Origin of the sequence: Pseudoalteromonas sp. T1lg88 (assembly GCF_002964765.1) — a bacterium.
Taxonomy (GTDB): domain Bacteria; phylum Pseudomonadota; class Gammaproteobacteria; order Enterobacterales; family Alteromonadaceae; genus Pseudoalteromonas.
The window spans coordinates 49,386-74,319 of sequence record NZ_PQCF01000031.1; the positions used below are offsets into that span (position 1 = coordinate 49,386).

The window sequence follows — 24,934 nt, forward strand, 5'->3', positions numbered from 1 at the left end:
AATGTAGCAATTTGTACATTGAATTCTGTTAACAATTTAAAAATTCCATATAAATCATTGGAATACATTATCGAGCAAATATTTATCTTGGATTGATGCTTTGCCAAACCCCCTGCACTGCGCTAACGTGGCTTGCGTAATATCGACAAATAATTAAGATTCAGTTAACGCAGAGAAGGAATACAACTGAAACATGAATAAACATATCGCCCTTGCGTGTACATTATTTTCCGCCTCGGTACTGAGCCAGGATGCGCCCAGCGAGTCGGCACAATATATTGAGGTAGGTACATTAGAGGCGTCAGTCACCGTGGGATACGGTGGCATCGAAAACCCAATTCAAGGGGCGGAACACGTCACTTCTGTTCTTCTGCCGCACCTGGCTTATTATGGTGAGAAATGGTACTTCGACGATTTTGCTCTGGGCTACAGTTTGCACCAGGATAAATCTTGGTACTTGGATATTGTCGGTGCTTTTAACGAAGACGGTTTTTTCTTCGAGCTTGACGGCATAGATAAGCTCTTTGCCACCTCGGCGGTGCGCAATTCGCCGCTCCCGGGAAGACCCAACGCCACACCTATCGAACTCACTCCCATAGAGCGCAGCCTGGCCTACGAAGGCGGTCTGGCGCTCGGTTACAGTGCAAAAAACTGGGGCCTTGAACTTAGTACCCTGCATGATATCAGCGGTGTGCATAATGGCTTGGAAAACAAGTTCATAGCCTATTACAGTCAAGACTTGCTTGGCGGCCAGTTTGTCATGGAGGCCGGAGTGACCCATAAAAGCACCGAACTCATCGAGTATTACTATCGCATCCATCCGGGCGAGGCATTGTCGCGCATCCCCAGATATGATTTGAATAGTGCGCTAAATTATCACCTTAAATTTGAGTACAAATACCGCCTTAGCGAGCAATTAAGTGCTATGCTAAATATCTCAAATACGTGGATTGACAACGATTTAAGTGATACACCTATGTTTGATCGAGACCAGTATATGACTGGCTTTACCGGGATTACTTTTGAGTTTTAGCAGTACTAACATCTCATGCTAGTTAATTACTTTGTTGCCTTATCAATGCTGCCGGCATCCATGCAATCTGCTGTGGAGGGTACCCTTAAGGTGTCTCCACACACCTGCATTGGCGAGCTACAAGCCACTAGCTGCACCATGGAAATTCATGTCAATGCGGTATCGGCAGCAGCAGAGCAACTGTGCATCAGTATTGCTCTGCCAAAGCGGCAATATGAGTGTTTTAACGGCAACCGGGTGTCGGTGACCTATCAGGTGACACTTGAAACCAACACCACCATCACCCTGACCGATCAATCCGGAATGGTACTGGCAGAACAAAAATTAGAGGTGGGGAAAGTCGCCTCAAAAAACTATCGCGTAAGAAGACGTTTTGGTTGGGGTATTTAACATTGACGCACCAGGTTCTACTTATAGAAGACGACAAGGAGTTAGCCAGTCTAATTAGTCGTTACTTAAGCAAAAATGGACTTGATGTAAACATAGTAAATAGTATCGCCGCCTTTAAGGCTCACTTCGACCAACTGCAGCCGGATATCATTCTCTGCGACGTCATGCTCCCGGATGGAAATGGTTTTGAACTCTTTCCTCAGTTAAAAAAACACTTTAGTTGCCCGGTTTTATTTTTAACGGCTCTCGATTCGGATCGCTCGCAAATAAAAGGGCTTAATCTGGGTGCCAATGATTATTTAATCAAACCTATTCGCCCCGAACTACTGCTAGCGCGCATTAACAATAGTCTGCGCTTAAGCGGCAAAGGTGAGGCCACCAAGGCCATAGGACAATTAAAACTCGATACCACACACCGACTTTTACACTGTAAAGAGCAACAGCTCAGTCTCAATGACGATGAAGTGCGGCTGTTTAGTCTTTTTATCCAGCACTATCCCACCCCCTTGTCGCGGGAAACCTTGTTCAAGGAAATCATTGGCCGAGAATACGACGGCCTGGATCGCGCCGCCGATCTTAAAGTGAGCCGTTTGCGCCGCAAAATTCGCGATCATGGCATTGAAGGGCTGGACATTATTTCTATTCGTGGCGAAGGCTACCTGCTGCAAGTACCGACCGAGCACGATGCGTAAGCAGTTTTTTCGCCTCTACGTATTTATCATTGTTAGTGTTATCGCAGCGCTGATCGCCTTTGGGCAGATCTACCAAAACTATGTATTTGAACAATCCCCCAGCATCGCCCTGCCGGTAAGCCAGTGGCCAGCGCTCATTGATAACAAGGGCGACAACCTGGTTAGTTTAGCGCGCCAGGATCTGGCCTTACCACCGGCCTTGGCACAACAACTTAACGAGCAGAAAATGCTGACCGTGATCCAAAGCGAGGGCAACTTCGTTTATGTTCTTGGCAGCGGCGATAAGGCCGATACTGTGTATCGCATCGGCCCCATTACCGTGGCGCCGCCACCGGATGAGCACAGCATCTATTTTTTGTTAGTCTATAGTGCCATTGCGCTTCTTGTGATGTCTTTTATCTGGCCAGTATTCAAAGACTTGGCTGAACTAAAGCGCGCCTCTCGACGCTTCGCCAGAGAAAAGAAAGCCTTTAGCGCCAAGGTAAAGCCGAGTTCAACCGTCTACCCCTTGGCGCAAACCCTGAGCGATATGGCCGAGCGCATCAGCAAGTTTATTCAACTGCACGAAGACTTATCACGGATCATTTCCCATGAAATTCGCACGCCGCTGTCGCGCATGCGCTTTATTCTCTCCCTGCACAGCGAACTCGATGAAGAAATTCAGCGCACCATGGCACGTAATATCGACGAGATAGAAAACCGCCTGTGCCAGTACCTGGACTTTGCCCGGGTCGAATACCTAACTCAACCCCTGCAACTGCAGGCACTTGATGCAAAAGAGTTTATTAATCAAGAAGCGAAAAAGAATCAGCTCTTTACCGATGTCAATATCGAGACTAAGGTGGCCTTGGACAAGCTCTATTGCGAACCAAATAGCTTTGCCATCCTAGTGCAGAACCTGCTTTTTAACGGCGTTAAGTATGCTCAACATCAAGTGATCTTAAGGCTTCAACAACAGGAGCAGATGCAAGTACTTGAGGTTTACGACGACGGTCCGGGCCTGCCCAACGACGCCGTGTCCTTGTTAGCGCCCTTTTCATCTTCCAAAGACAGCGCGGTGGCCAGTGGTTACGGCCTGGGACTTTATATAGTCGAGCGCATCTGTTTATGGCATGGGGGACAGATGACTTTGGGCAAACATCCCGAAACCGGTGGCGCCCATATTCGCATCAGCTGGCCGCGACAAATCGAAATCTAGCCCAGCTTTTCATCAAGCCAACTTATCGAGATGGCTCAAATACCAAGACCTGTATTTGCGCTTGGATAGTTAGGAATCAACTTGGTTAGACATTTCCTTTACTGTTGTGCCCTTTAACTCGACCACGCCTGGCGCTAGAGCGATGGCGTAACTGGCTGTAATATTATTTTCTCCCCTCCCGAGCTAACTTTGTTTCAGCAGGAGGGGAAAAATGAACAAGAGAACCGTTACACCTGAACGCGCTCAAGCTTCAAGGGCACATGGCGTACAGGCAGCAACAAGCTGGCTCTGTAATTTGGCACACGCAGTACTAGCACGTATTTTACTGCTGTACTACGCCATCAGTGGCGATACCTGCACCCCGTTACACCGCCTCGCTTTATGCGCAACTCTGGCCTATGTGGCTTTTCCTTACGACCTGATCACCGATACATACCCAAGCCTAGGTTTACTAGACGACATTTTATTGCTGGCCGTGGCCGCCGTGTCCCTGCTTGCCTTTATCGATGCCAGGGTCAAGGTTCTTGCCGAACTCAAAGCCCACCAATTACTGCTTAAGGCTCGCTCCCTCGTCTAGCTAGCGAGTGCCGCCGCTCGCTCATCCAACAAAGCCAGCAGGGAAGAGAAGGTCACTCCACTGTGCCTTGTTAGACCAATCTCACAGGTACGGCTGTTAGAGTAGCCCACAGTACAACCTTGGGGTTTGCTGGCGCTAACATGGCGTAAAGCATGCTCATTTAGCTGGGGGTGAGTAAAGCCCTTATCACCGGCAAACCCACAACAACTCACCTCCGTAGTGCTGACCTTGGAACTAAGCGCCCTGGCCACGTTCAGCATGGCGCTACCAGCATCCAAATGCTGCGAACTACAGGTAATATGTAGCCACAAAGGCTGGTCGCTGGTTTCAATTGCTAGGCGAGGCAATAAATATTCGCTGGCAAAACCTAGGCTATCCAGCACCCGAATTGGGCTGCTTTCTTCGTGCTGGCTTTGCTTTTCTTGGAGTTGGCTTTGCAGGGCACAGGGACTGGCGTCCATAACCACGGGCCAGCGCCCCTGCTCGCTCAATTGCGTGATGATTTCCTGTAATTGCTGCTGTTTTTGTGTGGCCACCTCCGCCAGTCCCTTGCTTTGCCAGGGCATGCCACAGCATAACTCGGCTATCTCTTCGGGTATTACCAGGGTCAGCCCTGCCTTGTCGCACAGGCTTTGCAGCGTCTGCTGCACACTTTGCTCGGTGGCATTGGCAAAAATACGGTTGCCGCAACTGGGCACATACACCACCTTATCGCCGTCGATAACCTGGCCGCTAGTCTGCTCGCCATGCTGCGCCTTGGGCCAGGCACTAAAGTAGAGCGGCGTACCAAAACGCTGCTGCAATTGGGCACTAAAACGCTCAAGACGCTGCGCCCCCAGCAGTTTGGCGCTTAAATGAGCGCCGCGCACACCCACTCGTGCCAGAGCGCTGGTCATGGCAAAGTGATTTGCACTCCAGTTGGCGATTTTAGTGATCACAGGTTTGTTAGCCATCTGCTTGGCGCGCAGCGACTTGATATAGGCTCCGGTATCAATGCCAACTGGACAGCGAGTGGCGCATAAGCCGGTGGCGGCACAGCTGACTATGGCCAGAAGTTGATAACCCTGTTGCACAGCGGCCAGACGTCGATAGGCGTCCTTGTCTTTGAACTCGTGATTAAGCAATTGTTGCTCATGGCGTTTCAGGCTGATGCGCTGGCGTGGCGTAAGGGTGTATTCCTTGGATGGACACACAGGCTCACAAAAACCACATTCGATACATTTATCTATGTGCGCATCACTGGCGGGCATGGCTTTAACATGCTGCACATGAGCGCGAGGGTCGGCGTTGATGATCACCCCGGGATTTAAAATCCCCTGAGCGTCAAATAACTGCTTAATTTGCTGCATAACAGCATAGCCCTCATCGCCCCATTCGAGCGCCACAAAGGGTGCCATATTACGTCCGGTGCCATGCTCCGCCTTTAAAGAGCCCTTGAGTTCCACCGCCACCAAATGCGCCACATCGGCCATAAATGCCTCGTAACGCTCAATCTGCTCTGGGCTATCGAAGGCCTGAGTAAAGACAAAATGCAGATTCCCGGCCAGGGCATGACCGAAAATAATGGCCTCCGTGTAGCCATGCTTATCAAACAAGTGATGCAGCGCCTTAATGCCCCGGCTTAAGTCCGCCAAGGCAAAGGCCACATCTTCAATGATCACAGTAGTGCCGGTTTTACGCACCGCTCCCACCGCCGGAAAGGTGCCCTTGCGCACATTCCAAAGCGCCTGTGCCAGCTCGGCATCGTCGCTCAAGGGATACTTATGCACCAGCTGCTCTTGATATTGCGCCAAAATGGTATTGACCGAGCTCGTCAGCCCATCAAGTGCCTGCTGATTTTCTTCGCTAATTTCGATCAGCAAGGCCGTGGCCTCAGAGGGGAAATCGGCGACATTTTGCGGCATCACCGCATGCCCCTGCACCGATAAAAGCGCCCTTTTATCCAGCATTTCCACCGCGGCTATGGGCAAGGCGTTTAGTTGCTCAATAAGGGCACAGGCGCTGTCGACATCGGCAAAGGTAAATAATCCGGTGCGTTTAAAGGCAGGCTCAATAACCGTGTTGTAAGTAATGTTGGCGATAAAGCCTAAAGTGCCCTCAGAGCCTATCATCAGGTGTTTAATGATCTCTATGCCATCATGATGATCCACCAGGGCATTAAGGCCATAGCCAGTGGTATTTTTTAAGCGATATTTATGAGCGATGCGCTCACTTAACCCCTGGTTATCACGCACCTGCTGCGCCAGCTGTTCAAGGGCATTGAGCAGCGCTGCGTGACTTTGCCGAAACGCCGCCTTGGATTGCTCATCAGCGGTATCGAGGCAGGTGCCATCGGCAAGGATAATCGCCATGTCCTTTAAGGTGTGGTAACTGTTGTGTTTCACCCCGCAGCACATGCCAGAGGCATTATTGGCAGCGATACCACCGATTTTACAGCTATTGATAGAGGCCGGATCCGGGCCGATTTTGCGCCCATAAGGAGCCAGAATGCGGTTCACTCGGGCGCCGACCAAAGAAGGCGATAGGCTGATCCAACTGCCATCCTCGCCCACCTTATAATCTTGCCAATCATCACTGAGCAGTACCAGTATGCTATCGCTAATGGCCTGACCGGAAAGACTGGTGCCGGCGGCCCTAAAGGTGACAGGTAATTTATATTCTCCGGCTCTTAACAACACCTTTTGTACCTGCTCGGCGCTTTTGACCAGCACCACACATTGAGGCGTTAAGCGATAAAAGCTGGCATCCGTGCCCAGGGCATAACGCAAGGCATAATCTGTGATCACTTGCTCGCGGCCGAGGACTGTGGTCATGGCATCAATGAAGGCTTCCATAGCCTTAGGGGACTCTGACATAATGAGGCACTAGCTATAACATGGTTGCCCTAGCATAGCTGGGAATAAAATATTATTAAACTCGTATTCATAGATCAGTACTGATATATAAAGAATAGATGGCCATGCTGTGTATTAGCCGCGCCTAAAGCGCTTGTGCTCATGGTATTAATAACTATAGAATCTTGAATACTTTATTCCAAGGGAGCTCGCCATGATTTTCCGCCGCCTAGTCAGTGCCTTGACGCTTCGCCTGCAAGCCAACAGACTAGCCAAATTCGCCACTTTAGGATGTGTATTTATGAGTGCATCTAGCCTAGCCGCCCCGGCGCTTACGCTAAAACAGCAAATCGGCCAAAAACTCATGCTGGATTTTCGCTACTACTGCGAAGATAAGGATATTAGCAGCGCCCGCTGCCGTGCGCCTATGACCACCTTACCAGCGCCTTTGGCAGAGCTGCTGACGCAGCAGCAAATCGGCGGTGTGATCCTGTTTGCGGAAAACCTTGAAAACAGCGCACAAATGGTCGAACTCACCCAGCAATTGCAAAGAGCGGCACAGCAAAGTGAGCTTGGTGCCCCGCTCTTTATCAGTATCGATCAGGAAGGTGGCCGGGTTGCCCGTATTCCCCGGGAATTAGGCACCGCCATGACCGGCAATATGTCTATCGGCGCTACCTATGCGCGCCATGGCACCGACTTTGCCCGCCGCAGTGCCGAAGTGATTGCCACTGAGCTGAACGCCTTGGGCATTAACCTCAATTATGCGCCCACGGTCGATGTGAATATGAACCCGGATAATCCGGTGATCAATGTTCGCTCCTTCGGTGAAGACCCTCAGCTTGTGGCCGAGCTTGGCGGCGCTCAGGTCGATGCCTACCAGCGGCACCAGGTGATAGCTGCGTTAAAGCACTTTCCCGGCCATGGCGACACCAATGTCGACAGCCACACCGGCTTGCCACGGGTGGCCCATGATAAGGCGCAGGTGATGGCCCAGGATATAGCGCCTTTTAAACAGATTATCGATGCCGGACATGCTCCAGGCATGATCATGACCGCCCATATTCAATATCCGGCGCTCGACAACAGTACCTTTGTCAGCAAGGACGGCGATACCATGATCAAACCGGCGACCATGTCCCGCGCCATTATGACCGACTTGCTGCGCGATGAGCTCGGGTATAGCGGCGTCACCATCACGGATGCGCTGGATATGGCCGGGATCAGCCACTTTTTTAGCGCCGAAGATGCGGTGATCAACACCTTTAAGGCCGGGGTGGATATTGCCCTGATGCCCATAGCCGTGCGTAACCAAGACGATATCGCCAAGCTCAACGCGCTCATTGATGCCCTAGAAAAAGCGGTGCAAACAGGCGAGCTGGATGCCACAGAATTTGAGCAATCCGCATCCCGGATTATGGCGCTTAAGGCCAGCTATCAGTTACTGCCCAAACACCACAAGAAGCTGAGTAAACAGCAGGCCGTCGCCAAGCAAGTGCTAGGTAACCCTAAGCATCGTGCTTTAGAGGCTGAGCTTGCCAGTGCCGCCATCACGGATATAAAGAATGGCAAGAACACTGCGAGCATGCTTAAAAACGCCAAAAGCGTGGCCATTATTATGCCCGACACCCGCAAGTGCATGGCCCTGGAGCAAGCGCTACAAGCATACTTGAAAGACACCCAATTCCACTGCTTGAGCCTGCAAGGCCATGATCCCGTTAAGGCGCAGGCGCTGATAGAAGAAGTTGATCTTGTCATCGCCGGAAATGCCAGCCCGGCGCAAAGCGCGGTGGAAATTGGCGGTATGGACGACAGCGATGCCATTGCCGCATTTGCCCTGAGTCAGGCGCAGCAACCAGACGCCCTGGAGCGCTTATTAAAGCAGGCCAAAAACACACAAAAGCCCACGGTTTTTGTGAGCCTGCGCGCGCCCTATGATATTGCCCGCTTTGGCTCTTATGCCGATGCCATACTGGCCACCTACGCTTATAACATAGACGTGGATGACGGCGAAACGGTGCAAGGTCCAGCCTTTAGCGCCCTGGCCAAGGTGTTGCTTGGACAACAAATCCCAAGCGGACAATTACCTGTTACTATTAAACAATGATCTAGGCTGTTAATTTACAGATAAGGCGTATAAAAATGGATACCAATGCCTCGCTAAACACCCCTGCGGATATCCGCAAGCTGATCCGTGGTGGTGATTACACAGGTCATACATCGGGTTTTGCGCCGGGATTTGTCCAGGCAAACCTGGTTATTCTGCCGCAAAAATACGCCTACGATTTCTTACGCTTTTGTCAGGCCAACCCCAAAGCCTGCCCCTTGCTGGGACAAACCGAAACAGGCGCCCTGGGCCACCCTACTCTGGCTAAAGACCTAGATATTCGTACCGATCTGCCAAAATATCGGGTGTTCGAACACGGCCAGTTGATAGATGAACCGACTCAAGTTATTGATATCTGGCGCGATGATCTAGTGAGCTTCTTAATCGGCTGCTCCTTTTCCTTTGAAGAGGCGCTGCTGGCCGATGGCATAGAAATCCGCAATATCAGCGAACATAAAAATGTGCCCATGTATATCACCAATCAAGCCTGCAACGGCGCCGGCCCCTTTGTCGGCAATCAGGTAGTAAGCATGCGCCCGATGAAACCCAAGGATGCCATTCGCGCCATCCAAATTTGCAGTCGCTATCCCAGTGTGCACGGTGCGCCGGTGCATTTTGGCGATCCGGCAGCCATAGGCATCAAGGACATTGATCGCCCCGACTTTGGCGAAGCGGTCAGCATTAAGGCGGGAGAAGTACCGGTATTTTGGGCCTGTGGTGTCACCCCACAAGTGGCCATTAGCAATGCCCGCCCGGACTTTTGCATTACCCATAGCCCAGGACATATGCTGGTGCTCGACATCAAAAATACCTCGTTGGCGACGTTTTAGGAGGCAGCATGTTACTGAACTGTGATTTAGGCGAGAGCTTTGGCAGCTGGACCATGGGCGAGGATGAACTGGCCATGGCCCATATCGACTTGGCCAATATCGCCTGTGGCTTTCATGGCGGTGACCCTTTGGTAATGCAACGCACCCTGGCGTTGGCAAAACAATATGGCGTGCGTATTGGCGCTCACCCCAGTTATCCGGATCGCCAAGGCTTTGGCCGCCGCTCCATGGCACTGAGCCCCACCGAACTGATCGCCGATCTTCATTATCAAATTGCCGCCTTGACTGGCATGGCCAAAGTACAAGGGCTGCAAGTGGAATATGTTAAACCCCATGGCGCCCTGTATAACGATATGATGGCCAATGAGTCGTTGTTTGTCAGCGTGCTGCAAGCCGTGGCTCAATATGACCCAAGCCTTAAGTTAATGATTTTAGCGGGCAACAACACCGAAAATTACAGCGAACTAGCGGCCAAGCAAGACGTCAGCCTGTTGTTGGAAGCCTTTGCCGATCGTCGTTATACCGACGTCGGTACCCTGACGCCGCGCAATCAGGCCGGCAGTGTGTTAACCAAAACCGAGATGTTAGAGCAGGTGCAGCAACTGGTCAGTGAGGGTACGGTGCAAACCCATGGCGGTCAAACCTTGCCTTTAAAAGCCGACACCCTGTGTGTTCACGGCGACAACCTGGAAGCGGTCAACGCCATTATCGAGATCCGCGCCCTATGTGCCCGTTAAACAAAGAGCTGCAACTCAGTCGCCACATCGAAGACCTCTTGGTGGCGCGCAACCTGCGTGGTATGGCACAAATACAACCGGCTCTGCAGCCGGGCTATGTGCAGCGCAGCGCAAAAGCCCTGTATCAGGCCGAAGGTAAAATTCTGATCGGCACCGGCTTTTGGGTTGCCGGCACCTTTGAAACCGATGGGCCAGTCGGCGCCATTGCCCTGTATTTGGCTCTCAAGGCGCTTGGCAAAGAACCTGTGTTGGTCTGTGGCAACCCCCTTTACAGCAAGCTAAGTGAAGATTTTAATTGTTTTCAACTGCCCTTAAACGATCTGCCCCAGGCAAAGCTCTTGGCACAGCAGTACTTCGCTACTGAGCAGGTCGGCTGTGTGCTCGCCATAGAGCGCCCAGGGCTTAATCAGCAAGGCGGCTATTGCAATATGCGTGGCGAGGATATCAGCCATGGCTGTGCCAGTTTCGATCCCTTTATTGAAACCGCACCCTGCACCAGCATAGCTATTGGCGATGGCGGTAATGAAATAGGCATGGGCAAGGTCGCCTCGGCACTGAGCCAGCTGGACATTATTCCCAGCATAACCAGCTGCGATGAATTGATAGTGGCCGATGTCTCCAACTGGGGTGCCTATGGGCTGATCGCCTTTTTTGCCCTGTGGCAGCAAGAAGATATGCTCGCAGTTATTGACCCGCCGCACTGGTTGGCGTATTTAAGCAAACACGGCAGCGTTGATGGTGTCACCAAACGCAACGAAGCCACCGAAGACAGTCTGGATGCCACCCATGCCCAGGCAGTGATCACAGAATTACGACGGTTAACGGGCTTTTTGCCCACTGAATGAGGAAACACAATGAGCCAGGTGTATTTAAACGGCGACTATATGGCCCCCGAGGAAGCGAAGATTTCGCCCATGGATCGCGGCTTTCTGTTTGGCGATGGCATCTATGAAGTGATCCCCGCCTACCATGGCAAAATGCTTGGCTTTAATGCCCATATCGAGCGCATGCAACAGGGCCTGGCTGCCATCGAAATCGCCCTTGATTACGGCATCGAGCAATGGCGCGAGATCTGCGAGACCCTGCTAAGCACCAATCCAGGTCCCAACCAGGGCATTTATCTGCACGTTAGCCGCGGCACAGACAGCAAGCGCAATCACGCCTACCCTAGCGGCGTTGCCCCCACGGTATTTGCATTTTGCTTTACCCTGCCCGGCGAGCCCAGCTGCGATGCCGACAAAGCCAGCAGCTATGAAGTCTCTTTAGAGCAAGACAGACGCTGGCAGCGCTGTAACATCAAGTCCACCGCCCTGCTTGGCAACGTAATGCATTACCAAAGCGGCGCCCGTGTAGGTAATAAGGAAACCATTTTATTTAATGCCCTGGGTGAGATCACTGAGGCCAGTTCCAGCAATGTCTTTATCGTCAAAGATGGTGTGATCGCTACGCCACCGCTGGACACGCAAATACTGCCGGGGATCACCCGCTGGTTGATTCTACAAATCGTGCACACGCACAGCGAGCTACGCATTGAAGAACGAGTGATCACCAAGGACGAACTACTCGATGCCGATGAAGTGTGGATCACCTCGGCCACCAAGGAAGTGGGGCCCGTGCTTAAGGTCGATGGCAAACAGATAGGTCAGGGCCGCCCCGGGCCCATGTGGCAAAGAGTGCAGAGCCTCTTTAGCCAGCATAAATTTGACTACTAGGGTCTTGCTACTCGACCCTTGTTCTGAGAATTGCTCAGCCGCCGAATAAACCCGGCGGCTTTTTTATGCTCCGCGGAGCGCCCAGTAAAATAGCGACATGGCAAACACAAATGGCCATAAAGGCACTGAGCCCCAAGGCGCCGCCATAGCCGTTTAGTTTAGGCACCAGGTACTGAAAGAGGGGAGCGAAAATAATGGCCGAGCTGGTCAAAGTATAAAAACCAAAGCGATGGGGAGCGCTCATACCGATAAAGGTGCCACCAAAAAAGACCAGGGCGTAGAGATCCGGATTATCGCTAAATAACCACAACAGGCCATAGGCGAAAATGGCCGACAGCGCCGAGGCACGAATGGCATCAAAACGTTTATGCTGCGCCAGCAAATAGGTGCTGAGGGCGCCAAGCAGCGCCAATATAATGAAGATCAGAGTGATCATAAGACTCCCCGGGTGAGCATAAACAGTGCCACGCTGACAAAAGCCACACCACCGAGCTTGCCGCCGAAACCAGTAAACAGATTCATGGTCAAGGCATATAAAGAAGTGCCGATTAAGGCCAGCAAGGTCAGTTGCCAGTAATCACCTATCAGCTCAGCCGAGCACATACCGGCAAAGCTACCGGCATAAATAGCCGCTCTTGGATGCATGCCAAAGGCCTGAGTTGAGGGAACAAAGCTGCCCAATAAGCCGGTAATACTGGCTGCCAGCACCACGGGCACGGCAAACTGCGCATGCAAAACAAAGCACAGCGTACAACCGAGTAAAAAGGCCAGATATTTAACGACAAAGAATTTAACCATAGCGACGTTATTATAAAGCAATCTCACTCACTCTGGATACGACTTGAGCAGGTAAAATAGCAGATGTATTTCGTTGTCGTTCGGCCTTTGCCTTGTAGGTCGGGATTTTATCCCGACAAAAGGTGCGATGCCGTTCCGATGTCGGCGCAAAGCACCGACCTACAAAGGCAAAACGCGAAGCCTAGAAGTTAATCTGATAAGACGCCGAGAAGGTACGTCCTATGCCCTTAAAGTTACGCTTGTTGTTCGGGCTCGATTGCGAGTAATAGGTGTAATAGTCGGTGTTGGTCAGGTTTTGAATACCCAAGGTCACTACCCCGGAAAACGCCTCTACATTGGCACTGAGGTCCACCGTGGTATAGCCATCGAATTCGTTGACCACCTCACCTTGAGCATTGTCTACATCGCGGTCAAACAGATGATTAACCTGCAAACGCGTACTTAGGGTGTCCGTCCAATCCCTGTCCCAACTGGCGTTAACGCGATTCGGAGCAATATTAGTGCCGCCTAAATCACTGTCGACACGCCCATCCTGGTTCGAGTCATAACGACCGTCGGAGCTGGCAAAACGCAGCCCCAGTTTATCTACTGCCGTGGCCAGATAGTTAATACGAAACTCGATGCCATCAACCTCGGTTTTCTCGCGCTTAACGGTATAAATACCATCGTCACCGCGCTGTAAGCGCTGACCAAAATCCGAGTCTGAGGTGTAATAAGCCAGTTGCGCCTGTACCAGATCGCCGCCGTATTCCAGGCCGATTTCGGTGTTTTCCGTCAGAATGGGCTTAAGGTCGAGGAAGGTTTCCACGCTTTGCCCCGGGACATTGATGCCACGCAGCACACGGCCGACGTCCGGCATTGAAAATGCTTCCGAGTAATTGGCAAAGGTGCGCCAGTCGCCGGTTAAACGATAGGTGGCGCCCAGGTTATACAAGGTTTGTGAAAACTCCGGCTTACCGCCGGCAACAAATTGACTGCCGTAAGAGGCCAAGGTGGTAAAGTCATCCACTTCCAGTTTTGACTTTTCGTAGCGGATACCGGCGCTGACACTCAACGGCGAATCACCGGCATATTCCAACTGCGCATAGGGCGCATAGTTGCGGTATTTAGTCGGCGGCACCCAGGCTCGGCCGGTTTGAATAAGCGCCTGCCAGGTTTCATCTTCGAGTAAATCCAAACCATAAACCAGGCTTAGCGGTTCAAAAACAAAGTTTTCTTTAACCAAGGTGATCTTCATGCCGGTTTTTTCAGAGTTATTCTGCGACTGATCGATCAGATCCGGGCCATACGCCGGGTCCTGGAAGGTCGCTAAAGGAGTGGCTTCGGCGCCATAGGTGGCGGCAAAATCCTGGCGGAATAACTGCACCGATAAACGCTGAGAGAAGAAGTCCTGCTTGGAATAGTTCAGGCTCATGGTGGTCACCTTGTTTTGAGCCGCATCGCCATTGATTGTGCCTTTTTCGGCGCTGCTGGGAATATCCGCATCGACATCGCCAGGCACAGAAATCCAGTCATTCTTGCCTTCGATTTGATAGCGGTTAAACATCAGCTCTAAGCGCGAGTCGTCCCATTCATAACCGGCCTTTAAAAAACCATCAAAGGTATCGGCGTCCATGGTATCGCCCTGGGTATTATCCACCCCGATCAGCTTGCCATCGGCATCATACGACATGCCGCTGGTACGCCAGCTTACACCAGCCAGCACATCGGCATTGTCCCAGCGATTAGACAGGCTGTAGTTAACACCCACACTGCCCTCGGACAGCTTGTCGCTTTGCACTGTGGTATCAAAGCGCAGCTGTTGCTCCAAGCCACCGGTAGGCTTTTTGGTGATCAGGTTAATGATCCCGCCGGCGGCGCCCAGACCATGAATGGCATTAGCACCGTGCAGCACCTCAACGCGCTCAAGGAAAAAAGGGTCTATGGTGTGGCCGTCACGGCCGCCGCTGCGCAGCGGGTTCGATTGCGGCACACCGTCAATCAGGTACAAGGGTTTACGGCCGCGCAGGCTCTCACCGGCACTGGTCATCTTCTGACGACTTGGCGAAAAACTGGGGATCAGATTTCCCAGCACGGTGGAAATATCATGCTGTAGCGACAACTGTTGCTGCAGCTCAGATTCATCAATAACGGTAATGGTATTAGGGATCTGGCTTAGCGGCCTTTCAATACGCGAGGCGGTAACCACTATGGTTTCCACCGGTTCGGCCGACTCCTTGGAGCCTTGCTCGGCAAGCGCGTTGTTAGTGATAAGTGGACCTGCGAGAATTGCGAAACACAGCTTCGACAGCTTGAACTTCATGACCTTGTCCTTACTAGCTAAATGGCTGGGGGAAATATAATGCCGACAATGTAAATGATAACTACTATCATTTCAACATTTGTTTTTGTTTTCTCAATAATGGGGAATTAGGCGCTTAACCCTGTATCTAGAGTAAATATATGTGCTGGCATACACAGCAAAAACTGGCCTCAAAGCTTAAGCTGGCGTTACAATCCAAGTCGTTAACGCACATCAACATCAAGGAATAACAGTGAAAATCTCTATTTTGGCTTCGGCCCTGGCGTTACTCAGTACGGCATCTCTGGCGGCCACGGTTGGCAGTGACAAAGATGCAGTGGCGCACTACGCCCTAGACCAGTACCAGGAAGCACAAATTCATACCTTGGCAAACCTGGTCTCTTTCCCCACGGTTAATACCCAGGATCTAAAAGCGCCGGATAACCCAGCCTTTATCGGCTTTAAAAACTACTTAAAGATGAAGGCGGATCAGTTTGGTTTCGACTATCAGGATTTCGGCTATACGGTACTGATTGGCATGGGTGAACAAAGCGAAAAAGTCACCATAGTCACCCATGGCGACGTGCAACCGGCGGATGCCAGTAAATGGACCAAAAGCCCGTTTGAGCTAGATAAAACCACAGAGCCGGGCAAGCTGATCGCCCGTGGCAGTGAAGACGATAAGGGCGCCATCGCCACCGCCTTATATGCCATGAAAGCGATAAAAGACAAGGGCGTAGAGCTTGATAACCGCATCGAGCTGATGGTTTACCTGGCCGAGGAATCGGATTGGGGTCCTATTAAAGAGTTTATGAAAACCTATAATCAGCCCAAGTATGCGGTCACTATAGACGCCAGCTACCCCGTGGTGGTGGCAGAAAAAGGCTGGAGCCTGATTGCCCCCACCTTTAGCGGCGCCAACCCAAGCGAGGGCCTGTATGCCTTCACCTTAAAGGCGGTGCCTTTGTCAGCCAAATTCCCGAAGATGCCAGCGTGATCCTGCATAACGCCGACGACCAGACCAAAACCCAGCTACAGCGCAATATCAGCGCCTTACAAGGGGTTAAGGTGTCCATGGTCGAGCAAGAAGATGGCCTGCATATTCGAGTAAAGGGCACTTCGGCCCATTCATCCGAGCCGGAAGCGGGCGTTAACGCCATTGCCCACCTGGGGGCCATCTTTGATGGTGTCGCCCTAGCCACCAACAGCGATGGCCAGGCACTGATGTTTATTAATGAACTCATTGGCCTAGGTTTATATGGCAAGCAGTTTGGTGATATCGCCTACGAGCATGACTTTATGGGTCCGCTGACGGTGGCCCCTACACTGCTAAGTCGCGATGCGCAAAATAACGACATCACCTTGTCGGTGAATCTGCGCCGCCCCATGGGTAAAGATGCCGACTTGCTGGCACAGCAGATCGACAGCGCTCTTAAAACCTGGCAGCAGCAACATCAGGTAACCTTAAGTAATGTAGAAGTAGAACTTGGCACCCCCATGTTGCTAGATAATGCCCCGCACGCCCAGGCGCTGCTGGATATTTTCAAGCACTACACAGGGGATCAGGATGCCTCTTTTGTCTCCATCGGCGGCGGCACCAATGCCAAGTTGTTCGATAATGCCGTTTCCTTCGGTCCATCCATGCCGGGCAAGCCTTACACCGGCCACTCGGAGCATGAATTTATTACCGAGGAGCAACTGGCACTCAACCTGAAAATGTACACCGCCATGATGCTCACCCTGGGCAAGATGTAACCACAAAAAAGCCCACGAAAGTGGGCTTCTTTATATACATTGCAGCCAATAACTGACGGTTAGGCTGGGACGAGTGGTCCCTTATTGATAAGCGTCAGCGCTTCGTTGACATCAAATAGTTTGCCACGCACCTCATCAATCCCCATTTTCTTCAGGCGCGCTGAGTGCATTGCCAAATAATTCCTGGCACTGGTTTCATCTGTAAACAGATAGATACCGCCACCTAGCTGCTCAAGTTCACTTTCGGTCCAAATCTTCCAGATCATGCCCGGTTCATCATTAATAGACTTAGCCAGTTCAACCAGCGCATCCGCCATTTGCTTTCCATACGGGCCATTATATTGAAAGTCGACTTGCAGCAATTTTGCCATCTCAACATCTCTTTAAATTAATCCTGCGTTCATTTTCACCCATAATAAACAGAAACAAAAGCCCGTTCAGTTTCGCTCGCACCTAAACTGTAATCTTTGTTGGACAACACTCTGTACACAGAGGGTATAAGCTTGTTTTACAACCAAATTAGATTAACAATGGCGTTATAATGTCATGCTCAAAGAATAAGCAAGGAAAGCAATGAGAAAAATGATTTTGATGTTGGGGGCTCTGGCCTTAATCGGCCTTAGCATCTATTTGCTCATGCCCTCGCAGGAGCAGCCACACATTGCCGAGGGAGCGACCCCCTCCGGCACTCAACGCCCAGAGCAACAAAGCGTCTCCACCGCCGCACAGACACCCACAAAGCGTTACCAGCCCGAGCCCTTTCCCGAGCAAACCCTTGATAGCGAGCTGTGTGAGAACGTAAAGGATCTCTTTAATCAGCACCATTACCAGAACCGTCAGCAACTGGAACTCTTGGCCGCCCGCGCCTTAAAGCAGGGCCATAGCCTGGACGATATTAGCCTGGCACTGTGGGCCGCCGGCATGGATGAAAGAGCCCTCGACCACTGGCACAGCAGGACCGCCTCCTTTGAGGCGACTGTAAAGATGCGGTCGGTGCTCAAGGGTTATATTCAAAAAAATATCCCAGCCAATGCACAAACAGAGGTTGAAACAGCCCAAGCTCAGACCATGGCGTCTTTTGTCGAGAGTCTCGACGAGCTGCCGATGCAAATGCAGCAAGAGCAATACTTGCCTTCTAGCTTTCCCATAGAATATCTGTATAGGCATACCCTGGAGCAAAAAGACTTTGAAGCGCTAATCGTCAATAATGCGCCAGCCCATGAGCTGGTACAAAAAATCAAAGATATGGTTTATGACGTGGATAGCGCCTTGATGAACGACCCACACCTCACTCCCCTTAAGCTTTCTTTTACCACCCTGCTGATGATGGGAAAAACCGAAGCGGCGGCCATGCTTACCGAGCAATACCCCCTGGCCTTTCGCAATGACTCCCTGTTTATCAGTGACATGCAGCACGCGGTACTAGAGCATATTGAAGCCTTTGGCAGCACATTTACCGATGCTCATGCCCTGTCCCGGTTGATTGAGGGCACGCAACTAGGTAGCAAACACTACTATTACCATAGCCGAGGGCAGCAAGGGCTAAATCGCACCCCTGCCGTCTTAAGCCAATTGGGTATCAATATTGATATATCTCCTTTAAGCGACTTACCACGGGATGCCGGGAGCACACCACTGAAATTCGATGCGGGCGCCGCCTTGGACGAGCAGCAACAGGCACAATTAGAGGCCTGCTCGGCGCGCAATAAATGGTTTAAGGAGCGGGAAAAACCCGTCGAGCAATGGCAAGCCTTTGCCGAATCAGCCTTTGTTGAAAAGGTGATCCAGTCGCCCGAGTATGAATACTGCCAACGCCATGATGACGCGGATATCAAGCTGTTTATCAATGACACCGCGGCCTTGCTGGTTAGCCTGACGCAGAAAAAGCCTTTGGCCGAGCTGATCAGCCTGGAGCTGGATAACCTCAATTTACCGCCTCTGTCCGAGCAACAAAAAACGGCAATGAGCCTGTTTATCTCCTCGGTCGCGGTGCGTGACAACAAGCTTACAGAGCAGGAAATAGTAAACAAACTCAGTAACGTCGGGCTGGCACCCGATATTGAGGCTGACCAAGTAATGGCGCAGTTTGCCGGCAATAAAGAGCTGACCCTGTGGTTAAAAACCTTCTCCCATATCCCCCAGAAAACGGCCTTTGAGCTAGCCAACGCGGTCGCTGCCAAAGGCCACATAGCGCAATATAAATTGCTCGAGCCTTACTTAGATGCAACTAATGGGGAGCGCTTGGACCCGCTGTATTTTGTGCTCAAAAACTATCGTTTAGAGCGCTATCTGCCGCCCGAGTCAAAGACCGAGAGGCCAATCAGTTACCGCCGATTTTTAGATTACCTGAGGGATAATGGCGCCGAGATACAGCCCCACCACCTGCGTCTGATGATGAAACACAAATTTAAGCAGCCCGAGATGTACCAGCACCTAGTCAACCAACTGCCGGGGCTGGCGGTAAGTGATAATAATGACTATTTCGCCGTCAGCTGCCAAGAGTAATAAACATTAAAAAAGCCGCCCAAACGCGGGCGGCTTTTATTTCTTGAGACAAAACACTTACTTCAGCATGTAAGCACGCATTGTTAATTGCTCTGCTGTGCTGGTGCCATAGTTAGCCATTTCCACACGCAGGTGCACAAATTCACCCGCTGGAGCGTCGTTTGGTACAATCGCAACCCACTCGCCATCTAGCTGTGTGATCTCCGCATCTACCCAGCTCTCAGGAGAGAATTTCGCCGTCACCGGGCAGTATATAAAGGCTGGAATATCGCTCATACCACACTCCTGGCCATAACCATATTGCAGTTTCACGTCCGCCAGTGATACCTCACCTTCGCCATCCAAAATCGCGGAAAGCTTAATATGTGCCGGCTCTCCCGCAGGCATGGCATTGTTGATGTCTACAGGCACATCGACAACAGGCATAAGGATAGGCTGAATACCTTGCATTGTGTCGTCAGTGGTGAAGCTATATTTACCTTCATAAAGCGACCCTAATGCGTCATTCACGGGGGAACGCTCGCCTACACCGCGGGCGTAAGAGCGCATTGACAAGCTCACTTGGTTACTGCCGTGCTCAAGTGTCAAAGTGCCCTGGTAAGGCGATGTACTCTGACCATTTACCATTAAGCCATAGGCTGAACGGCCATCGTAGCCAAAAATACCATCGTGCCCCGCAGCGTCACCGAATGCAGCCATGTTAAAAGACAAGACATTGGTGTCTCTGCTGATAATTGGAATACCGCTGGTACCTAAGCTACCCATACGAGGGCCTTTAAGCCAAGTCGTTGCTTCCTCACCCGGCGTCATAATACGTGCACCATCAAAATACGCCCCTGCGCTACGCATTTGGTAATTCGGCATGACGATGTTGGTCCACGCATTTTTAGTAGTCGCACTGAAGTACTCATCACGCTCAACAGGCAACATGATCAGCTGTGAACTACCCGTTGAGTAGAACTCGCCGGTGCTGTTGGTCATCGCCATCACGTCAGTCCAAGCCGGACGCTCATCACCTTGCGAGTGATATTGACTCTCGATTTTACGCATCTTGTGCTCTTGCAACACAATTTGCCCTGCGTCGATGCGACCGTCCGTAATGTGGTTGATAGAGTAGGCATAGGGTGAGCGCTCTGCAGCAATACCCGACCAGCTTACGGTGTTACGACCTGCTGCAATTTCTGCGGCAAGCTGTTCACCCTCGGCAGTACTGATGCCAATCACAGGCACTTTTGGCGTACCCGTGATACTCCCTTTGTAACGACCGTCTCGACCCGGGCGGTAGAAAATAACGCCCATTGCACCGTGCTTCATGGCGTTACCCACCATATAACTGGTTAGGTAGTTAGGGTTGGCAATAAGGGCTATTTTGCCTTCCAGGTCGAATTGGCTCCAATCGGTGCTGTAGCCTGCATCACCTACTGGCACTACTTCCGCTGAACCTTCACCATGAAACGACAGCGCTAAACCTTGTTTGATGTAATCAAACTCGGTGCCGTTTTCCATCATTACCTTGGTTTCAGGTGCCACGGCACGTGTGGTAATGAAAGAGCGGAAACGGTCGTCATGGCCTTGTGACCATGCGTACATGTCGTTTACATAGTCTGGCGCCAGCTCCATCGCCGCAAGCTTAGCTTGTTTGTTGTCATCCAGCGCGTAGGTAAAGCCAAATGAGTAACCTTGAGGGTCAAGTGGCTGCTCCGCTTTGAAGGTCACAGGCTGCGCGTTACGGGCATCAAAGTTTAATACCGTTGCGCTTTCAATCTTGCGATCCAAAATCGCCATCTGTGCCGCAGACTCAACTAAACCCGAGCTCGAGTTTGCGTTATCAAAGGTCATGATGTTGGCGATAATGCTGTAGTTGCCGGTGGGTACCTTTACCTCGGCTTTACCGCCATTTAGACGCAATAAGCTGCCCCAATCGTCCTCTTCGTTAATTAAATACACTTTCGAAGGAAACGACGCACGGTTGCCCCAGCGATCGGTCAAATTAACCGTCAGTGACACTTGTGGCTGATCAACCCAGAAAGAAACAGGCACCGTGATTTGCTCGTCTTCACCGCCAACAGCTGTACCCGTTATCTTACCTGTGATAGCACCGTATGCACCGTCGCGCATTGCCACTGATGGGTCAATCCACACTGGCACATCAACCTGGCCATTCGCTGGCACTGTAACGGATTTAACGCCTAAACCAGCAACCGTTGCCGGAAGCTGCGTTTTACCATCTTCACCGATCAGATCTAAATTAAGCTTGAATGTAATTTCTTCACTTGTGGTGTTTTCAAACGTCACGCTACTGTCGGTGTACGCATCATTCTGGCCATATCCGAAATAACCCAACTCACGGTTAGGCTGTGCGATCACCGCCTGCTTAATCGCACGATTGATGTCCATTGCACCTGCACCCTGCTCTAGTACGTGCGCATCTGATGTGAATACCGATGATGTGAGTACTTTTTTCACATCTCTAGGCGATAAATCAGCACGTGCTTGCATCACCATAGCCGCACCGCCTGCTACATGCGGGGCTGACATTGAGGTGCCTGAAAGCGCTCGATAGGCCGTCGCACCTTGACCACCCGAAGCGGCGGCGACTACCGCCACACCTTGTGAGGCAATATCAGGTTTCGCTGAGTGGCCATCCGGAGATGGGCCGCGCGAAGAGAAAGAAGCAGTGTTGCCATCGCGATCGAGCGCACCGACAGTCAGTGCGCTTGGTGCACAGCCCGGAGAACCCACTGTTTCACGAGTAAAACTATTACCCGCAGAAATTACGAATAAGGCGCGATCGCTCAGTGCTTCAACCATATCAACAAGCGGACCATCACATGAGGTAGCCGAGCCACCCAATGACATATTGACGATATCCGCATTTTCCGACATGACCGCCCATTGCATACCACTGAGGATAGAGTACATAGAGCCACCACCTGTGTTGCCCAGTACTTTACCAATTACCAGATCCGCCCCTGGCGCTACACCTACCCACTTGCCATTCGATTCAGCGCCAGAGCCTGCAACCGTAGATGCTGTGTGTGTGCCATGACCATTGGTGTCATCCACACCATTTGCCGAATAGGTAAAGTCTCGAGATGCGATGACCCGCCCCTGAAGGTCAGAATGCTCAATGTCGTAACCCGTATCGAGTACGGCAACCGTCACACCCGCACCCGAATAATGACGCGCAACATCGCCATATGCGCCAGTTAAAGGCACCGTAGGGGTCAATGTTTCTGATTCGCTCACTTTATGGGCGAACACGGCCGCATCAAGCCAGACAGCATCCACATCGCCTTGCGCGACAAGTGCTGAAAACACTTCCGCCGCTTTGCTCTTGTCAATGCTCAAGGCTGCACTGTCGATTAGTTCTATTTCGCCCGTTAGCGATGTACCCGCTAACTGCTTAGGCGTTGCCGCCCCCGCTAGAGTGCCATCGTGATATTCAACGATAACAGGCAACTGGTGGGTGACTTCATCCGCATAACCAGACGCGTACAGCTTATTAATGTTAAATAGTTCTAAATCTATCGCACCCGAGTCTACCCACTCTTGTGCTTGGCTTGGCATTACATACGTATTGCCGCCGCGCTTGAAAATGCTGGTGATTACTTCATTGCCGTCTTTACCCAGCATGCGAATACCGCCAAGCTCACCTTGCTTATTCACTACGGCTGACACTTTATCGCCAGTAATGAGTGTAAAAGTAAGTGCCTGCGCACTTGTGTTGCCAGCCAACTCATCACCTTGTGCCAGCACCGGCTGAGCCAAACCTAAACTCAACATAGCAAGGTAGGTCGCTTTTAAACGCCCAAACCTACGTGGTTGTTTCATCTTAGACATCCTATATATGGTTATTTTTATTGCTTACAGAGCGTGTAACCCGCTCTTAAAATAAACGTATTCATATGGTCATATGAATGCGATCAACCTTTTTAAGTTATCGGCTAGGACAAAATGCAACCATCAAATTTGTGTACCATTTTGTTCACATTTTGTATCAAAACATCACAGCCTGGCAGGCTTCAGCCGGAAGGTTTGCAAAGAGGTGGGTGCGAAAATTGCGCCGAATAGGAAGGTATTGGGAAAAGGCTGGTAAGAAATGTAAGGGACAGGGCTGACGGCAAGAACTACTGGTACACTTGCCCTAGAAGCCAACCCTTTTTAAGTCATCTCGGAACGAAAATTCGTGGTATTAGGCACAAATATAAATGAAATTGAGCCGTGTCAATTCCGCTAAAGCTGGGTGATTTTAATACGAATTTGACCGTTGTTGCCGGCCGGGATCACCTCGTTTTCCACCACCTTACGACGGCGATTAACGCTGCTTTGATGGCCTACGAGCACATACTTTTTCTCTACTACGGGCGTGTCGACCATCAAGGGTAAGTCAATCGACTCGGGCAATTGCTCGGAGTCGAGTAAGTAGGTGGCTTTGCCGATAATATCCACATCTTCGTCATCGCCAAGGACGTCAATGACGGATTTGCCCACGGTATTGGTGATCTTACCCACATAGGCACTGCCAAAACCGCCGGTAAAAATGCCCAGGGTCGAGCCGAGGATGCTGTTTAACAGCTTTTTAAATGACGCCTGAGCCTGGGAGTCCTTATCGACGCTGCAGGCCTCGATAGAAAGCTGGGCCTTGCCCCGCAGTGGCGTTTTAAACAAAATCGCCTTATCGAAGTCGCTGTCCCAGTCGGTCGGCAGGTCGTCGGTCGACAGCAGGGTTTTCACCGATTCGATGGCCGAAATTCCTTCCGCCGGATAGCTCAGCACAAAACGAAACAAGTTAATGTCTTCGGCACCGTCCATAGGGCCGCGTTTGTGTAACATCAGCTCGGCAATAGAGAGCTGAATGATCTTCTTTTCCATAATTTCCCTGCGTACATTAGCTAAATTATAACCGCTAAAAGCCTATATGAGCGCCGGGAAATATGCCAGCCAATTAAAAATTAAACAGGGAAAGCAATCAGTTAGGCTAATTTTAAAGACGCCTAACGCCTAAATGCATGAAATAAAAATCGCGCCTTAAGCTGGCGATAAGGGAAAACAACGACTAGTCCGCCGTCGGCTGCGAATAGTCGAATGTATTTTTATTGATATCGCGTATTAGTATGCGTGGGGAATTACTCTTGTGACGCCGTATTCTCTTGTTGCTCTAACTTTTCTCGCTCTGCTTTTGAGATGTAGGCTGGTTTATTGCTTTTATGCAATTTTGCATTCGCACGTTTGTCTTTGGCTTTGAGTTTGGTGAAAATTTTCTTTTTACGGTTCATTGTTTCGATGCTTGGTTTAGATATGTGATTGATGACGTCGCTCTCTATTATACCCTGCAATTGCTGTTTAGGCCGACATGTTTTAAATAACAAACTCGGACACCCACTTTAACTTAGACACCCACTTTAACTTGGACACCCACTTTAACTTGGACACCCACTTTAACTTGGACACCCACTTTAACTTGGACACCCACTTTAACTTG

At 51.0% G+C, this 24,934-nt stretch carries 19 protein-coding genes and 1 pseudogene; 12 read left to right on the forward strand and 8 right to left on the reverse strand.

The window, feature by feature from the left end:
- Window positions 1-193 precede the first annotated feature (193 nt).
- From C2M34_RS09460 to C2M34_RS09480, 5 genes are all read left to right on the forward strand, one after another.
- A complete protein-coding gene (locus C2M34_RS09460; RefSeq protein WP_105258626.1) occupies window positions 194-1,033 on the forward strand; it encodes a MipA/OmpV family protein in 840 nt (279 codons plus the stop codon).
- A 15-nt stretch (window positions 1,034-1,048) separates the two neighbouring features.
- On the forward strand, window positions 1,049-1,423 hold the full coding sequence (locus tag C2M34_RS09465) for a DUF3019 domain-containing protein (protein WP_105258627.1): 375 nt from the start codon (window positions 1,049-1,051) through the stop codon (window positions 1,421-1,423).
- A 2-nt stretch (window positions 1,424-1,425) separates the two neighbouring features.
- The gene (locus tag C2M34_RS09470) at window positions 1,426-2,115 is read left to right on the forward strand and encodes a response regulator transcription factor (RefSeq protein ID WP_158681416.1); all 690 of its coding nucleotides are present in this window, start codon (window positions 1,426-1,428) and stop codon (window positions 2,113-2,115) included.
- Complete coding sequence (locus tag C2M34_RS09475) at window positions 2,108-3,313, forward strand: ATP-binding protein (RefSeq protein WP_158677975.1); 1,206 nt, start codon at window positions 2,108-2,110, stop codon at window positions 3,311-3,313. Before C2M34_RS09470 ends, C2M34_RS09475 begins: the two co-directional genes overlap by 8 nt.
- Before the next feature lie 211 nt (window positions 3,314-3,524).
- Window positions 3,525-3,890, forward strand: a complete 366-nt coding sequence (locus C2M34_RS09480) for a DUF1232 domain-containing protein (RefSeq protein WP_105258628.1) — start codon at window positions 3,525-3,527, stop codon at window positions 3,888-3,890.
- On the opposite strand, the gene C2M34_RS09485 is transcribed toward C2M34_RS09480, so the two are convergent.
- Window positions 3,887-6,745 carry an FAD-binding and (Fe-S)-binding domain-containing protein gene (locus C2M34_RS09485; protein WP_105258629.1) on the reverse strand — a complete coding sequence of 953 codons (2,859 nt, stop codon included), beginning with the start codon at window positions 6,743-6,745 and terminating at the stop codon, window positions 3,887-3,889. The genes C2M34_RS09480 and C2M34_RS09485 overlap by 4 nt on opposite strands.
- Window positions 6,746-7,025: 280 nt before the next feature.
- Here C2M34_RS09485 and C2M34_RS09490 point away from each other — a divergent pair, with 280 nt between their 5' ends.
- Genes C2M34_RS09490 through C2M34_RS09510 form a run of 5 tightly spaced genes read left to right on the forward strand, consistent with a single transcriptional unit; the run spans window position 7,026 to window position 12,110 of the window.
- Entirely contained in the window at window positions 7,026-8,831 is a 1,806-nt protein-coding gene (locus tag C2M34_RS09490; protein WP_105258862.1) for a glycoside hydrolase family 3 N-terminal domain-containing protein, read from the forward strand.
- 35 nt (window positions 8,832-8,866) lie between these two features.
- Window positions 8,867-9,661, forward strand: coding sequence for a putative hydro-lyase (locus C2M34_RS09495; protein WP_105201267.1), 795 nt, complete (start codon window positions 8,867-8,869; stop codon window positions 9,659-9,661).
- Between the two features lie 8 nt (window positions 9,662-9,669).
- Window positions 9,670-10,398, forward strand: a complete 729-nt coding sequence (locus C2M34_RS09500; RefSeq protein ID WP_105258630.1) for a 5-oxoprolinase subunit PxpA — start codon at window positions 9,670-9,672, stop codon at window positions 10,396-10,398.
- Window positions 10,386-11,243, forward strand: coding sequence for a glutamate cyclase domain-containing protein (locus tag C2M34_RS09505; protein ID WP_105258631.1), 858 nt, complete (start codon window positions 10,386-10,388; stop codon window positions 11,241-11,243). Before C2M34_RS09500 ends, C2M34_RS09505 begins: the two co-directional genes overlap by 13 nt.
- Window positions 11,244-11,252: 9 nt before the next feature.
- The gene (locus C2M34_RS09510) at window positions 11,253-12,110 is read left to right on the forward strand and encodes an aminotransferase class IV (protein ID WP_105201270.1); all 858 of its coding nucleotides are present in this window, start codon (window positions 11,253-11,255) and stop codon (window positions 12,108-12,110) included.
- A 34-nt stretch (window positions 12,111-12,144) separates the two neighbouring features.
- On the opposite strand, the gene C2M34_RS09515 is transcribed toward C2M34_RS09510, so the two are convergent.
- The 3 genes from C2M34_RS09515 to C2M34_RS09525 form a co-directional block, all read right to left on the reverse strand.
- Entirely contained in the window at window positions 12,145-12,543 is a 399-nt protein-coding gene (locus C2M34_RS09515) for a hypothetical protein (RefSeq protein WP_105214545.1), read from the reverse strand.
- On the reverse strand, window positions 12,543-12,908 hold the full coding sequence (locus C2M34_RS09520; RefSeq protein ID WP_199774421.1) for a hypothetical protein: 366 nt from the start codon (window positions 12,906-12,908) through the stop codon (window positions 12,543-12,545). Before C2M34_RS09520 ends, C2M34_RS09515 begins: the two co-directional genes overlap by 1 nt.
- Window positions 12,909-13,089: 181 nt before the next feature.
- A complete protein-coding gene (locus tag C2M34_RS09525) occupies window positions 13,090-15,210 on the reverse strand; it encodes a TonB-dependent receptor (RefSeq protein ID WP_105258632.1) in 2,121 nt (706 codons plus the stop codon).
- Window positions 15,211-15,448: 238 nt separating this feature from the next.
- Between C2M34_RS09525 and C2M34_RS09530 the strand changes: the two are divergent.
- A pseudogene (locus C2M34_RS09530) lies at window positions 15,449-16,944 on the forward strand (dipeptidase).
- A 59-nt stretch (window positions 16,945-17,003) separates the two neighbouring features.
- Here the strand turns inward: C2M34_RS09530 and C2M34_RS09535 are convergent.
- Window positions 17,004-17,315: a monooxygenase gene (locus tag C2M34_RS09535; RefSeq protein WP_105201272.1), complete on the reverse strand. Its 312-nt coding sequence runs from the start codon at window positions 17,313-17,315 to the stop codon at window positions 17,004-17,006.
- Between the two features lie 202 nt (window positions 17,316-17,517).
- On the opposite strand from C2M34_RS09535, the gene C2M34_RS09540 reads away from it, so the two are divergent.
- Complete coding sequence (locus tag C2M34_RS09540; protein ID WP_158681417.1) at window positions 17,518-19,449, forward strand: hypothetical protein; 1,932 nt, start codon at window positions 17,518-17,520, stop codon at window positions 19,447-19,449.
- 57 nt (window positions 19,450-19,506) lie between these two features.
- Here the strand turns inward: C2M34_RS09540 and C2M34_RS09545 are convergent, their stop codons facing one another.
- The 3 genes from C2M34_RS09545 to C2M34_RS09555 all read right to left on the reverse strand — a co-directional run bounded on the left by C2M34_RS09545 (window position 19,507) and on the right by C2M34_RS09555 (window position 24,728).
- Complete coding sequence (locus C2M34_RS09545) at window positions 19,507-23,283, reverse strand: S8 family serine peptidase (RefSeq protein ID WP_105201274.1); 3,777 nt, start codon at window positions 23,281-23,283, stop codon at window positions 19,507-19,509.
- Between the two features lie 402 nt (window positions 23,284-23,685).
- Window positions 23,686-24,324: a hypothetical protein gene (locus C2M34_RS09550; protein WP_105201275.1), complete on the reverse strand. Its 639-nt coding sequence runs from the start codon at window positions 24,322-24,324 to the stop codon at window positions 23,686-23,688.
- A 254-nt stretch (window positions 24,325-24,578) separates the two neighbouring features.
- The gene (locus C2M34_RS09555) at window positions 24,579-24,728 is read right to left on the reverse strand and encodes a DUF2986 domain-containing protein (protein ID WP_105201276.1); all 150 of its coding nucleotides are present in this window, start codon (window positions 24,726-24,728) and stop codon (window positions 24,579-24,581) included.
- Between the last annotated feature and the right edge of the window lie 206 nt (window positions 24,729-24,934).

Excerpts from the sequence above, each read along its gene's own strand:
- C2M34_RS09535 (WP_105201272.1), bottom strand. The coding sequence starts at position 17,315 with ATGGCAAAATTGCTGCAAGTCGACTTTCAATATAATGGCCCGTATGGA.
- C2M34_RS09520 (WP_199774421.1), bottom strand. The coding sequence starts at position 12,908 with ATGGTTAAATTCTTTGTCGTTAAATATCTGGCCTTTTTACTCGGTTGT.
- C2M34_RS09505 (WP_105258631.1), top strand. The coding sequence starts at position 10,386 with ATGTGCCCGTTAAACAAAGAGCTGCAACTCAGTCGCCACATCGAAGAC.
- C2M34_RS09485 (WP_105258629.1), bottom strand. The coding sequence starts at position 6,745 with ATGTCAGAGTCCCCTAAGGCTATGGAAGCCTTCATTGATGCCATGACC.
- C2M34_RS09525 (WP_105258632.1), bottom strand. The coding sequence starts at position 15,210 with ATGAAGTTCAAGCTGTCGAAGCTGTGTTTCGCAATTCTCGCAGGTCCA.
- C2M34_RS09555 (WP_105201276.1), bottom strand. The coding sequence starts at position 24,728 with ATGAACCGTAAAAAGAAAATTTTCACCAAACTCAAAGCCAAAGACAAA.
- C2M34_RS09480 (WP_105258628.1), top strand. The coding sequence starts at position 3,525 with ATGAACAAGAGAACCGTTACACCTGAACGCGCTCAAGCTTCAAGGGCA.
- C2M34_RS09510 (WP_105201270.1), top strand. The coding sequence starts at position 11,253 with ATGAGCCAGGTGTATTTAAACGGCGACTATATGGCCCCCGAGGAAGCG.
- C2M34_RS09545 (WP_105201274.1), bottom strand. The coding sequence starts at position 23,283 with ATGAAACAACCACGTAGGTTTGGGCGTTTAAAAGCGACCTACCTTGCT.
- C2M34_RS09460 (WP_105258626.1), top strand. The coding sequence starts at position 194 with ATGAATAAACATATCGCCCTTGCGTGTACATTATTTTCCGCCTCGGTA.
- C2M34_RS09540 (WP_158681417.1), top strand. The coding sequence starts at position 17,518 with ATGAGAAAAATGATTTTGATGTTGGGGGCTCTGGCCTTAATCGGCCTT.
- C2M34_RS09500 (WP_105258630.1), top strand. The coding sequence starts at position 9,670 with ATGTTACTGAACTGTGATTTAGGCGAGAGCTTTGGCAGCTGGACCATG.
- C2M34_RS09475 (WP_158677975.1), top strand. The coding sequence starts at position 2,108 with ATGCGTAAGCAGTTTTTTCGCCTCTACGTATTTATCATTGTTAGTGTT.
- C2M34_RS09490 (WP_105258862.1), top strand. The coding sequence starts at position 7,026 with ATGAGTGCATCTAGCCTAGCCGCCCCGGCGCTTACGCTAAAACAGCAA.
- C2M34_RS09465 (WP_105258627.1), top strand. The coding sequence starts at position 1,049 with ATGCTAGTTAATTACTTTGTTGCCTTATCAATGCTGCCGGCATCCATG.
- C2M34_RS09550 (WP_105201275.1), bottom strand. The coding sequence starts at position 24,324 with ATGGAAAAGAAGATCATTCAGCTCTCTATTGCCGAGCTGATGTTACAC.
- C2M34_RS09495 (WP_105201267.1), top strand. The coding sequence starts at position 8,867 with ATGGATACCAATGCCTCGCTAAACACCCCTGCGGATATCCGCAAGCTG.